12 protein-coding genes are annotated in these 12,186 nt (G+C 43.7%); 8 read left to right on the top strand and 4 right to left on the bottom strand.

Annotated elements, in window-relative coordinates:
• Positions 1–13 precede the first annotated feature (13 nt).
• The 3 genes from IDJ77_RS20465 to IDJ77_RS20455 form a co-directional block, all read right to left on the bottom strand.
• Positions 14–721, bottom strand: coding sequence for a DNA alkylation repair protein (locus IDJ77_RS20465; RefSeq protein WP_191190840.1), 708 nt, complete (start codon positions 719–721; stop codon positions 14–16).
• Between the two features lie 21 nt (positions 722–742).
• Positions 743–994 (bottom strand): hypothetical protein, encoded by a 252-nt coding sequence (locus IDJ77_RS20460; RefSeq protein ID WP_191190839.1) that lies wholly within the window; start codon positions 992–994, stop codon positions 743–745.
• 120 nt (positions 995–1,114) lie between these two features.
• Entirely contained in the window at positions 1,115–2,305 is a 1,191-nt protein-coding gene (locus IDJ77_RS20455) for a hypothetical protein (RefSeq protein ID WP_191190838.1), read from the bottom strand.
• An 85-nt stretch (positions 2,306–2,390) separates the two neighbouring features.
• Here IDJ77_RS20455 and IDJ77_RS20450 point away from each other — a divergent pair, with 85 nt between their 5' ends.
• The 8 genes from IDJ77_RS20450 to IDJ77_RS20415 all read left to right on the top strand — a co-directional run bounded on the left by IDJ77_RS20450 (position 2,391) and on the right by IDJ77_RS20415 (position 11,671).
• Complete coding sequence (locus tag IDJ77_RS20450; RefSeq protein WP_191190837.1) at positions 2,391–3,659, top strand: hypothetical protein; 1,269 nt, start codon at positions 2,391–2,393, stop codon at positions 3,657–3,659.
• A 312-nt stretch (positions 3,660–3,971) separates the two neighbouring features.
• Complete coding sequence (locus tag IDJ77_RS20445) at positions 3,972–5,615, top strand: serine hydrolase domain-containing protein (protein ID WP_191190836.1); 1,644 nt, start codon at positions 3,972–3,974, stop codon at positions 5,613–5,615.
• 620 nt (positions 5,616–6,235) lie between these two features.
• A complete protein-coding gene (gene rpsL / locus IDJ77_RS20440; RefSeq protein WP_067190071.1) occupies positions 6,236–6,658 on the top strand; it encodes a 30S ribosomal protein S12 in 423 nt (140 codons plus the stop codon).
• 19 nt (positions 6,659–6,677) lie between these two features.
• Positions 6,678–7,145 carry a 30S ribosomal protein S7 gene (gene rpsG, locus IDJ77_RS20435; protein WP_134335638.1) on the top strand — a complete coding sequence of 156 codons (468 nt, stop codon included), beginning with the start codon at positions 6,678–6,680 and terminating at the stop codon, positions 7,143–7,145.
• A gap of 106 nt (positions 7,146–7,251) precedes the next feature.
• Positions 7,252–9,363, top strand: a complete 2,112-nt coding sequence (fusA, locus tag IDJ77_RS20430) for an elongation factor G (RefSeq protein WP_191190835.1) — start codon at positions 7,252–7,254, stop codon at positions 9,361–9,363.
• 129 nt (positions 9,364–9,492) lie between these two features.
• The gene (gene rpsJ, locus IDJ77_RS20425) at positions 9,493–9,798 is read left to right on the top strand and encodes a 30S ribosomal protein S10 (protein ID WP_022830652.1); all 306 of its coding nucleotides are present in this window, start codon (positions 9,493–9,495) and stop codon (positions 9,796–9,798) included.
• Between the two features lie 79 nt (positions 9,799–9,877).
• Positions 9,878–10,084 (top strand): DUF2683 family protein, encoded by a 207-nt coding sequence (locus tag IDJ77_RS20420; RefSeq protein WP_191190834.1) that lies wholly within the window; start codon positions 9,878–9,880, stop codon positions 10,082–10,084.
• A gap of 375 nt (positions 10,085–10,459) precedes the next feature.
• Positions 10,460–11,671 carry an NHL repeat-containing protein gene (locus IDJ77_RS20415; RefSeq protein ID WP_191190833.1) on the top strand — a complete coding sequence of 404 codons (1,212 nt, stop codon included), beginning with the start codon at positions 10,460–10,462 and terminating at the stop codon, positions 11,669–11,671.
• A gap of 83 nt (positions 11,672–11,754) precedes the next feature.
• Here the strand turns inward: IDJ77_RS20415 and IDJ77_RS20410 are convergent, their stop codons facing one another.
• A complete protein-coding gene (locus IDJ77_RS20410) occupies positions 11,755–12,165 on the bottom strand; it encodes a VOC family protein (RefSeq protein WP_191190832.1) in 411 nt (136 codons plus the stop codon).
• Between the last annotated feature and the right edge of the window lie 21 nt (positions 12,166–12,186).

Below are 12,186 nucleotides of genomic sequence, written 5' to 3'. Positions count from 1 at the left end.
CACCTGTTAGCGCTCAACACTTAACCGTTTTCTTCTTTTTTGCGTCGGGGTTTTTGTCACGGGCTTTTTTAATGTAATCTGCCGCGGCGGGTACTTTGCACGCTGTGCCGTTCATATCTACCATCACCGTTCCGTTTTTTGCAGAAGCAGCAAGGGCATCGGCAGTTAAAGCCGAAACGTATGCGCCCGTAGCGATAATAAAACTATTCATTTGATAACGCACCCGGTTTGGCGCTGAATGGATGGTTTGTTCCACGCGGGTTAACAGGCCTTTCAGCGTATCTATATCCAGTTCGCTATCCGGTTTTAAGGTTACCAGGTTTGCCAGGGTAGCCCAGCCCGAGGCGGCAATACGTTCTTCGGGACTATCGATCCATTCAAGCGCAAGCTCAAATCCATAACGGCTGCCTGCCGCCACCCAAGGTACGGTGTATTCGCCTATGTTATTAGATAAGGCAAGCTCAACCCATTTTTGCAGATCGGCTTTGGTCATTTTTGCATCGTCGGTTATCAGCCCGGCAAGATACATGGCGTCGGCATTACCAGTGGCGAAAAGGCCGTTGGCTAAATCGTAGTCAGTTTTTACCTTTTTTTGGATGGTTTTTAAATATTCTACCTTAACACCAAAAAACGGCTCTTTAACGCCGTGCTTCAGCAAGATCTTTTTAATGCTTTCGCTGCCCATAGCCTGCAGTTGGGCCATTACTTCGTCTACATTCATTTGTAAGGTATAATGGAAGGTTTACGGATTAACTTTTACCGGGATGGGTGATACGTAGTAAAACGCGCCGCGTTCTACACTTTTAATATTCACATCCATGGTTTCGTTCACCTTGTTGATATTTACGTTGATGCTGCCATCGGGGTTTACCGGGATGCTCACGAATTTTTTAGTGTCGGCCATGGCTGGGGTACTGCTGCCTTTTAACAGGTTTAACGTAAGCGCAATGGCTATAACGGTTAGGATAACTTTTGTGTAGAGGTCGGTTTTCATGGTTTGGCAATGTTATTTGTTGAGGATTTAGTACCTACCAAGGTAATTATTTATATGCAACATTAAAAGCAAACCATGATTTAGTAAGGCGCAGATAAACCAATATCTGCGCCCTTATTCTTATTCCTGCAAAACAGCAATGCTACCATCCATTTTGACCATGCGGGCTACTATGCCCCAGCCATAAAAGTAATTGGATACGCCGATAACCAATTCGTTGTCGCCTGTTTTCAGCGGGATCTCGAAAGATGAGTTGGCTACATCCAAACGCCCGTCGGGGTATTTGCGGATGGGCTGCGGGTACTGGTTCTTATCTGTATAGATCAATCCTCCGTTGATGAAAACGGATACCTCGTCGCTAAAGCCAAGTTGTATTTTGGCCCACTGGTCTTTTGTGGAGCGTATTTTGGTTTTGAGCCATACATAGCGGTTTTTATTCTGTACGCCGCCGCCTCGGTTTTCTATACCGCCGTAAACGCGCGTAAGGTTTATCAGTCCGTGGCGCTCGGCCCAAACAGGCTGCCATTTGGTAGTATCGGTTGGCAGGTCCTCGCGAATCAGTTCGCGGCCTTTTTCTAAAAACTGCGCAGCGGATACCTCCCAGCGGCGGATATAACCCACATCGTGGTTGCTAAGATCTGTGCCTTGGGCCGGGGATAGACCTTCTGTTTCGTTTGGCTTGATGATGAGGTTGGCAAAATACGCCTGCCCATCAAACGCGATGCCTCCTGCGGTGGCGTTGGCTTCTAAACGGGGTATCTCCAGGGTTGGTTTTTCCATATTGTTTAGGTACACGCGCATTTGCATGCCGGAGATAACCAGTTTAAAATGGTTCCATTCCTCGTTTTTGATGGCTGCAGGCCCCTGGTAATGGTTCATCATATCCCACAGGTTTACACCACGGATAATAGGTGCATATTGTATGGCATCGTTACGCTGTAGGCTTTCATCTTTTGCGGTACGCAGGTATACCAGTTCGCTTTCATCGTTACTTTGCCTGCGGAAGTATACGCTTAAGAAGGATGATTTGGTAACATCTACTGGCTGGGTGTCAAACTCGATAGTACCATTGGTAAAGTTTATATCTTTTAATACTACAAGTTTATTGCCGGGAAGCACCTTCATGGCTTTTGTGCCTTTGTAGCTAAGAAATTCTACCTTTTGTAAAGTGGTATCCCAATGGGCGGCATCAAACGGAATGGCAATCGGTTTAATCTTAGGTTGTTTTACCTGTGCGAATCCTGTAATGGCGAAAAACAGCAGCCCCGGCAATAGCAGCTGTTTAATAAATGCTGAAAGTTTATTTTTCATAATTATTTTTAATTTTAGGCTAAATTGAATGGCCACTGCCACAAAGCCTTATTCAAGTACATTCAAATCCGTTCACACCAACATTATGCAAAAGGAAGGTTTTTATATTGCCCGCTGGCGCCAGGTAACCGAGGAGGCACTGGATTGGGGGAGCAGCGCCGGGTGGAGCGACCTTGATTTTGAAAAACTAAGCGAACGCTTTTTGCATAAAACCGGCACGATGCTTAGCGTGACTACGCTGAAAAGAATTTGGGGCAAGGTGAAGTATGACAGCACACCCAATGCGGCCACGCTAAATGCGCTTGCCAAATTTGCGGGGTACGATGATTGGCGCGCATTTAAACAAAATATTGATACCGAAAATGTACCCCTGGCAACGGCGATTAAACTGCCCACGAAAAGAAGAAATTATCTCCCAGCAATCATCAGTATGGCGGTTACGCTGCTTGTTTTGGTGGCGATACTGGCCTGGATCATCAAGCCAAAACAACCCGAAATGGCGGCAACCAATGTCCCTGTTAAATTTGAGGCGCGTGTAGTTGCCGAAGGTTTACCCAACTCTGTGGTGTTTAATTATGATGCCTCGGGCCTGCATACGGATAGCCTTACCCTGCAGCAAACCTGGGACCCATCGCGTACAGAGCGGATAGCGGCATCGGGCAGGCAGCATACCTCTATTTACTATCACCCGGGCTATTTTACGGCAAAGCTTATTGATAAAGGGCAGGTAAAAAAGGAAACGCCCGTCTACGTCCAAACAAAGGGTTGGGTTGGGTTATTGGATAAATTCCCGGTGCCCACGTATTTAAGCGCGGCGGATATACACCTGCCCGGCGCATTGGGCCTGCCGGCAAAAAACCTGGCCCGCAAAACCGGCTTGCCGGTTTTTAACGGGCAATGGCTGCGGTTTTATAATGTAAGGGAGTTTGATGGTATAAACGGGAGCGATTTTACGCTGGAAACCACCCTGCGCAACACTTCCACGCCCGAAGAATCATCCTGCCGGAATGTTATCGTTTATATTTTAGGAAAGCAAAACGCCATTATTATCCCGCTGGCCAATAAGGGCTGCAGCTCGGCGCTGACGATTTTCACCTCGTCTGATTGGATCCATGGTAAAGACAGAGACCTCAGTGCGTTCGGCTGCGATTTTAGCCAATTCCAAAACCTCCGTTGCAGCGTAAAAAATATGCAGCTAACCGTGCAACTAAACGGTGTGCAGATATTTAAAACCCCCATCACCCAAACCATTAAAGATATTGCCGGGATATGCGTAGCCTTTGAAGGCGCGGGAGAGATACAGGATATTAAGCTGAGCAATAGCAATAAGGTTGCTTTAGATGATAGTTTTTAAATAGATCTTTATACAAAAAAGCAGGCGTGGCCTTGTGCTATACCTGCTTTCATTAATCTTAACTAAAATTAACTGACCGATTTTTAATTCGGTTAATTAGTGATATAACCACTATATTATTTATTCGATTTGGTGGTGCGTTTCGGACAGCAGATATTAAATGCAATAATCAGCCAAAATTTAATTCTATATAATCGTTATTAAATGGCCCTGTTTCGTTGTTTTGTATTGTAAAATAGGATTAATTCAAAATTAAATTTGTTTTTGTGGATATTGGTAATACTTTAGCAAGTAATTCCAATCGCACACCTAATGAGAAAACTTGTCTGCTTCCTTGTTTCCTTCCTGTCAATCGCATCGGTAAAGGCCCAGCAGCGCCAGCTTCAAAACATTGCAGATGATAATGGCTTGCCTGGCATACAACTGGCCTGTACCAGTAGTGGTAAAACAATCGCTTACAATATTGGCTCAGGAAAGGAAGGGCTTAAAACACCCATAAACTCCACCACCTTATTCCGAGCGGGCTCCCTGGGTAAAAGTGTTTTTGCTTATGCCGTTTTACGGCTTTACGATAGGGGAGTGCTTTCGCTGGATACACCATTGATGCGTTATATAGGCACCTATAAGCGCTTCGATATGAAAGACCCGAGGTATAGCATGATCACAGCGAGAATGGTTTTAAGCCATACCAGCGGACTGGCGGAGTTCCCGGAGTTTGAAACGGGCGAGCCGGTGAAGTTGCTTTTTGCGCCCGGCAGCGCTTATTCTTACTCGGGAGAGGGCTATTGGTTTTTGCAGAAGGTGGTAGAGAAAATAACCGCTAAGCCCTTTGAGCAGTTAATGCAGGAGGAGGTTTTTAAACCACTGGGCATGAAAGGCAGTACCTATGTGCAAGCCAAAAGCATGAATACAGCAGTGCTTGGTCCGCAAAGCTCCGACCTTGCCCCAATGCTGCCCAATGCCGCCTTTAGCCTGCTAAGCAACGCGCATGATTATAACCTGTTTTTGCAGGCACTGCTGGCGGGTAAAGGCCTAAAACCAGCAACGCAAAAACTGATGTTTAGCAGGCAAAGCAAAACATCGCGGGTGGCCGGTGATACTGCAGCGTACATTAACTGGGGGCTGGGCGTGGGTTTGGCGCAGGGTAAAAACCAAAACCTTATTTGGCACTGGGGTAAAACGGATGATTTTATTTCGCTGTTTGTAGCTAACCCGGCTACCGGCCAAAGCCTGGTTTTTTTTACCCGCGGGGCTGCACTAAAAGCCGCCGACCAGATCATCAGCCTGTTTTTGGGCAGGCAAACAGCACTCACCATGCGCCCGCTACATTTTAGGTATGATAACCCGGATGCTATGACGCGGCTTTTTGCTGCTTTGCGCAAGCAAGGCTTTGGCGATGTGCAAGCGGTGTTTGATAACCTGGCACGAAAGGGTAATAAGTTTTCGGAAGCTGATATTAATTATTACGGCAAGGTATTGTTGCGGCAAGGGAAAAACCAGCAGGCTTTTAGCATATTTAACCAACAAATTACCCGGTACCCGTCAAGCCCCATTGCCCACACAAATTTTGCCGCCGCTGCAGAGGCCCTTGGCGATAAGCGGTTGGCTGCAACCTATTATAAACGCGCGCTGGCCTTAGATCCTGAGAACCCAGGCATTACCAATCACATTAAGGCGCTGGAGAATGATACGCTGTTTAGCCCTGCCCAATTAAAGCAGTTTGAAGGCAAATACAAACGCGCGGATAACGGCATGTTTTTACAAATAAACGCCGTCGGCGATAAGCTGGTGATAACCCAAAGCTGGGATGGCGGTAAGCTGGAATTTTTTAGGGTAGAAAACCTGGCATTTTATAATGATGAGCCCGGCTTTACGCTAAAATTTAAGCGGAATGCAAAGGAAAGAATTTGGAAGGCTTTTGTAAATGATAGGCCGCTGGAGTGGGTGAGGGGGTAGCGGTGAACAATTTAAATCTACGCGCCAGCCCAACCTACCTAAACCCGATTGGCGGAAAAGGCGCTTCTATCAGCGGCTTGTACAGAAAGCGGGACGGTCGGAAGAAAGCAACACAAGCCGTGCTTTTCAAATTAATAAACCTGTATGCTCCCTAAGTAAAATGCAATGGCTACGGGTATACCTATAAAACCTATAAACCAAAGATAAAATCTGTATTGATCTGTATGATATGCGTTAAGTAAGCTCACAAATATAAAGAGGGCGGCAGTAAGAATTCCCCCAAACACTAAAAATCCGCCATCTTTTATGGGGTGTAATATCACCTTATAAGTACAATACCATAGCCAGCAGTATACTAAATAAAAAAATACCGAGTAAGGATGTTGCTTAATACTTTGCAAAACTTGTTTCATGCACAATTTAGCATTGATACGCTAATAAGAAAAATGTAACCCGGCAAACACCGTAAACATCCGTAAAACCACCCCATTTCCGCCATCCGCCCACCTAATCAGCCCATTACAAAAACTTTTTACCGCAAGCCCTTGAAAATCAAAAAATAGTACCTACCTTTGCAGTCCTTAAAATAAGGATAAAACAGTAAATACAAAAAGGAAAAAATGCCTACTATTCAGCAATTAGTTAGAAAAGGTAGAGTAGCTCTGGTTGACAAGAGTAAGTCGCCAGCGTTGGACAGCTGTCCACAGCGAAGAGGCGTGTGCACCCGTGTGTACACCACTACCCCTAAAAAACCAAACTCAGCAATGCGTAAAGTTGCACGTGTGCGCCTTACAAATGGTAAAGAAGTTAACGCCTACATCCCTGGAGAAGGCCACAACTTACAAGAACACTCAATTGTTTTGATCCGTGGTGGTCGTGTTAAAGATTTGCCGGGTGTACGTTACCACATCATCCGTGGTGCGTTAGATACATCAGGTGTTGCGGGCCGTAACCAACGCCGCTCTAAATACGGAACTAAACGCCCTAAACCAGGTCAGGCAGCTGCACCTACAAAAGGCGCACCAGCTAAGAAGAAAAAATAATTAAAGGAGGATAGTAACAATGAGAAAGTCAAAACCAAAAAAAAGAATCCTTCTTCCTGATCCAAAATTCAATGATGTTTTGGTAACCAGGTTTGTAAATAACATGATGTTCGACGGTAAAAAATCTACTGCCTATACTATATTCTATAACGCAATTGAAATTGTTGAAAAGAAAACCAGCGAAAACGGATTGGATAGCTGGAAAAAAGCTTTAAACAATGTAATGCCTGCTGTAGAAGTAAAAAGCCGCCGTGTAGGTGGTGCAAACTTCCAGGTACCAACCGAGGTTCGTCCTGAGCGTAAAGTTGCTTTGGGTATGAAATGGTTGATCAGCTATGCCCGTCGTCGTGGTGAAAAAACCATGATGGAGAAATTAGCCGGCGAGATCATCTCTGCTGCTAAAGGTGAAGGTGCTGCTGTGAAGAAGAAAGAAGATACGCACAAAATGGCTGAAGCCAACAAAGCGTTCTCTCACTTCCGTTTCTAATAAGGATTACACCGATTTAATACTACGATTACACCGATTATTTATGTTTGCACTTTTATAATCGGTGTAATCAAAAAAGCATCGGTGCAATCAAAAAATAATAATAATGTCAAGAGATCTAAGATATACAAGAAACATAGGTATTGCCGCTCACATTGATGCCGGTAAAACCACTACAACAGAGCGTATATTGTACTACTCGGGTGTGAGCCATAAAATTGGCGAGGTACACGAGGGTGCAGCTACAATGGACTGGATGGCGCAGGAGCAGGAACGTGGTATTACCATTACCTCTGCTGCAACAACCGTTGGTTGGAAATACAGGGGCCAAAACTACCATATCAACATCATTGATACCCCGGGGCACGTGGATTTCACCGTTGAGGTGAACCGTAGCTTACGGGTATTGGATGGTTTGGTGTTTTTGTTTAGCGCTGTTGATGGTGTTGAGCCACAATCAGAAACTAACTGGCGCCTTGCAAACAACTACAACGTTGCCCGTATAGGTTTCGTTAACAAAATGGACCGCTCTGGTGCCGACTTTTTAAATGTTGTAAAACAGGTAAAAAGTATGTTAGGCAGTAACGCTGTTCCTTTGCAGTTGCCTATTGGCGCCGAAGAGAACTTTAAAGGTGTTGTTGATTTGATCAACTGGAAAGGTATTGTTTGGAATGAGCATGATAAAGGGATGACCTTTACCGAAGTGCCTATCCCGGAGGATATGATAGAAGAAGCTACAGAGTGGAGAGAAAAACTGCTTGAATCTGTTGCTGATTACGATGAGAGCCTGATGGAGAAATTCTTTGATGCGCCTGAAACCATCACCGAACGCGAAGTGCTTGACGCTTTACGTAAGGCTGTTTTGGATGCTAAGATAGTTCCTATGGTTTGCGGTTCATCGTTCAAAAACAAAGGTGTACAAACCATGCTTGATTATGTGATGGAATTGCTTCCTTCACCTATGGATGTAGAAGGTATCATTGGTACCCACCCCGATACAGGCGAAGAACTTTTACGTAAACCATCAGAAAAAGAGCCGTTTGCAGCTTTAGCATTTAAAATTGCAACCGATCCTTTCGTGGGCCGTTTATGCTTTATCCGTGTTTACTCGGGTAACTTAGAAGCTGGTTCGTATGTGCACAACATGCGTTCAGATAACAAAGAGCGTATTAGCCGTATATTCCAGATGCATGCTAACAAGCAAAACCCTATACCTAACGTAGGTGCAGGTGATATTGCTGCGGTAGTAGGCTTTAAGGACATTAAAACAGGTGATACCCTTTGCGATGAGAAATTCCCGATCATCCTTGAATCGATGAACTTCCCTGAGCCGGTTATTGGTTTAGCTATCGAGCCTAAAACACAGGCAGACGTAGATAAATTAGGTATCGCTCTTGGTAAATTATCTGAAGAGGATCCTACGTTCCACGTAAAATCTGACGAAGAGACCGGCCAAACCGTAATTAGCGGTATGGGCGAGCTTCACTTAGATATCATCATGGATCGTTTGAAACGTGAGTTTAAAGTAGAGGTTAACCAGGGCGCGCCACAGGTAGCTTACAAAGAAGCTATCACCGGTACCGTTCAGCACCGCGAAACTTATAAGAAACAAACAGGTGGTCGTGGTAAATTTGCCGATATCCAAATTATTGTATCGCCAAACGAAGATGGTAAAGAAGGTTTAACATTTGTGAACGAAATTAGCGGTGGTTCTATCCCTCGCGAGTTTATCCCATCTGTAGAAAAAGGCTTTGCAGCTGCAATGGCAAACGGTGTATTAGCCGGTTTCCCGTTAACAGGCTTAAAAGTGCGTTTAATTGATGGTTCGTTCCACGCGGTCGATTCAGATGCGTTATCTTTCGAGATAGCTGCAAAATCTGCTTACCGCGAGGCATTGCCAAAATGTAAACCTGTGTTGCTTGAGCCGATCATGAAAATTGAGATCCTTACCCCTGAAGAAAACATGGGTGATGTTATCGGTGACATGAACCGTCGTCGTGGCCAGCTTTTGGGTATGGATTCACGTGCAGGTGCACAGGTAATTAAAGCTACTGTACCACTTTCAGAAATGTTTGGTTACGTAACCCAGTTGCGTACCATCACTTCGGGCCGTGCAACTTCTACCATGGAATTTGACCACTATGCAGAAGCGCCACGTAACGTACAGGAAGAAGTAGTTGCCAAAGTAAAAGGCAAAAAAGCTGCTGCTAACGCGTAAATATTGATTTGAAGATGAGGTAGTTTGAAGATTTGAAAATGATCTTCAAATTATCAAATCTTCAAATTTTAAAATAAACCGATCATCCTAATAAATAGCTCTTAGGGTGGTTATAAAACAACAAATAACATGAGCCAAAGAATCAGGATCAAATTAAAATCTTACGATTACAACCTGGTAGATAAATCTGCCGAGAAGATCGTAAAAACAGTAAAACCTACGGGTGCTGTAGTTAGCGGACCACTGCCGTTACCAACCGAAAAGAAAATTTTCACTGTGTTACGTTCACCACACGTAAACAAAAAAGCACGTGAGCAATTCCAATTATGCTCTTACAAGCGTTTATTGGATATCTACAGTTCAAATTCAAAAACTGTAGATGCTTTAATGAAGCTTGAATTGCCAAGCGGAGTTGAAGTTGAGATCAAAGTGTAACTGTACCGGAAGATCTATACAAAAAGCCATTCTTGCAAAAGAGTGGCTTTTTTGGCTTAGATATTTTTTATATTTGTTTATGGCGACTTATATTGTAAACCCAACCGAAGAACAGGAAAAAGCCCTTAACGCTTTTTTGAAGGCATTAGAGGTATCTTTTGTAAAGGACGATGATGAAGCCCTTCCTCCACACGTAGTTGAAGGCATTGCGCGCGGGCGGGAAGATATTAAAGCCGGACGGTTTAAAACGTTTGAAGAATTTAAGCAGAAGTATCCTGTTAAATAATGCAATACAACGTAGTTTTTTCTGACCGGGCCGATGACACATTTAATTCGATAGGGCAGCAATTAGAGGAGAGGTTTGGAGAACGGGAATTGAATGAATTAGGCGCAGGGTTTATGAAGTGGTAGAAAATATTAGTAAATTCCCTTATATTTTTAAGGCCGTTGGCAATGAAGAGAGTTTAAGAAAGGCATTTGTACATAGAAATTGTTCTATGTTTTACGATGTTGGAGATATCGATATTGAAATTTTATTCTTTTGGGATAACCGCCAAGAGCCCATTTTATAGAAAAGCCATTCTTGCAAAGAGTGGCTTTTTTGTGTTTAGGACGTATTATTCAAGTTGGAATCCTATATTTGAGGATAAATAACCTAAACGTGAAATTTAAATTCGCTCTGTTATCCATATTTGCAATTGCGCTGTTGCATACAGGTTGCAAAAAAGACGGCCCTAAAGCTGTCGAAACGCCAGTTATCAAAGAACCAACTCCACCGGTTGTGCCGGCCGATGTTATTTTGGACCGCCCCATCAATTTAAATGTAAGTAAAGGCGCTTTTGGTAGCAAGATAGTTATATCGTGGGCACAAGTGCCGCTTGCAAAAAAATACCAGGTATTTAAGTTTAACGATACAGAGCAACAATATAAACTATTGCAGGAAACCGCCGATAGCACCGTAACAGATATTGTTACTACGCCACTTGTGAAAGTTTTTTATAAAGTCAAGATTTTTAATAGCGCTACCGAGTACAGCCCATTTAGCGATATCAACTTTGGCTATGCTTCGGGCAAAAGCTACAGTAAACTTTTGTCTTTCGGCTCTGGGGGGACTGGTCCCGGCCAGTTTCAATACCCTATGCACGTAGAAGTTGACAGCCTTAGCAATATTTATGTTAGCGATGATAACAACTACAACGTGCAGAAATTTGATATTGCCGGCAATTACTTGCAATTATTTTATTCAGGCCCATCGCCTCGCGGTATCGCGTTTCTGAAGAATGGAAATACGGTGGTAACCACCGCATCCGGTGCTGCGTATGTAACCATTTTAGATAAAGACCGGAAAGTTGTAACAAAGTGGGGCTCTTATGGTACGGGTGATACGCAATTCCAAAATATTGAAGAAATAACAGTAGATAACGATCAAAATATCTATGTTGTAGACGGGCAGAACAACAATGTTAAAAAGTACGATAAAAATGGCAATTTTCTGCTTAAGTTCACTGCTGCAATACAAACAGACAAGCAGATAGATAAAGCGTACCCGTTTGGAATAACATATTTTAAGAATAAAATATTTGTCACTTCGCCACGAAACAGCATCATCCGCATTTACGATACGCTTGGAAACTTTATTAAATCCTGGGATGCAGGTACGGTTTGTTATGCTATTAAAGGTAAAGGGGATAATTTGTTTGTTGCTACACCAGCTTACGTCTTAAAAACCGACGAAAATGGTGATATAAGGGAGAAAATTGGCGAAGGCGACTTTCTTACAACTACGGTAACCGGGGTAGCCATTACTAATAACAATGAAGTAATTGCCACCGATGTTTATGCGCGTAAAATATTCATATTTAAGCATCTTTAAAGCAAGATCTCCGACGATAAGAGAAGCGTAAACAAAAAAGCAGCATCCCAAAATTAGGAGGCTGCTTTAAGTAATTGTGAAAACTATTGCTGCTGAGGCGGGCCGGCAGGGTCCATCCACACATATTCCCAAAGGTGGCCGTCCAGATCCTCAAAACTGCCGCTATACATCCAGCCATAATCTACTTTGTCCTTAGGTGCAATAGCGCCGGCTTCAATAGCTTTGCCAATGATGGCATCTACCTCATCGCGGCCTTCGGCAGACAGGCAGATGATAGATTCCACTACTTTGGATGAATCTGCGATTTCTTTGCTGCTGAAAGTTTTAAAGAAGGGCTCTACCAGCAGCATTACAAAAATGGTATCGCTAACGATCATGCAGGTAGCTTGTTCGTTGGTGAATTGCGGGTTAAAAGTATAACCAAGCCTGGTGAAAAACTCAACCGATTTATTAAGATCTTTAACCGGTAAATTCACAAAAATTTGAGTTGCCATAATGTTGTGTTTGTTAATTCA

Origin of the sequence: Mucilaginibacter pankratovii (assembly GCF_014773265.1) — a bacterium.
Lineage (GTDB): Bacteria > Bacteroidota > Bacteroidia > Sphingobacteriales > Sphingobacteriaceae > Mucilaginibacter > Mucilaginibacter pankratovii.
Note: the sequence above shows the minus strand (reverse complement) of the source record. Positions and strands in the feature narration are given on the sequence as shown.

Excerpts from the sequence above, each read along its gene's own strand:
- IDJ77_RS20465 (WP_191190840.1), bottom strand. The coding sequence starts at position 721 with ATGAATGTAGACGAAGTAATGGCCCAACTGCAGGCTATGGGCAGCGAA.
- IDJ77_RS20460 (WP_191190839.1), bottom strand. The coding sequence starts at position 994 with ATGAAAACCGACCTCTACACAAAAGTTATCCTAACCGTTATAGCCATT.
- IDJ77_RS20455 (WP_191190838.1), bottom strand. The coding sequence starts at position 2,305 with ATGAAAAATAAACTTTCAGCATTTATTAAACAGCTGCTATTGCCGGGG.
- IDJ77_RS20450 (WP_191190837.1), top strand. The coding sequence starts at position 2,391 with ATGCAAAAGGAAGGTTTTTATATTGCCCGCTGGCGCCAGGTAACCGAG.
- IDJ77_RS20445 (WP_191190836.1), top strand. The coding sequence starts at position 3,972 with ATGAGAAAACTTGTCTGCTTCCTTGTTTCCTTCCTGTCAATCGCATCG.
- rpsL (WP_067190071.1), top strand. The coding sequence starts at position 6,236 with ATGCCTACTATTCAGCAATTAGTTAGAAAAGGTAGAGTAGCTCTGGTT.
- rpsG (WP_134335638.1), top strand. The coding sequence starts at position 6,678 with ATGAGAAAGTCAAAACCAAAAAAAAGAATCCTTCTTCCTGATCCAAAA.
- fusA (WP_191190835.1), top strand. The coding sequence starts at position 7,252 with ATGTCAAGAGATCTAAGATATACAAGAAACATAGGTATTGCCGCTCAC.
- rpsJ (WP_022830652.1), top strand. The coding sequence starts at position 9,493 with ATGAGCCAAAGAATCAGGATCAAATTAAAATCTTACGATTACAACCTG.
- IDJ77_RS20420 (WP_191190834.1), top strand. The coding sequence starts at position 9,878 with ATGGCGACTTATATTGTAAACCCAACCGAAGAACAGGAAAAAGCCCTT.
- IDJ77_RS20410 (WP_191190832.1), bottom strand. The coding sequence starts at position 12,165 with ATGGCAACTCAAATTTTTGTGAATTTACCGGTTAAAGATCTTAATAAA.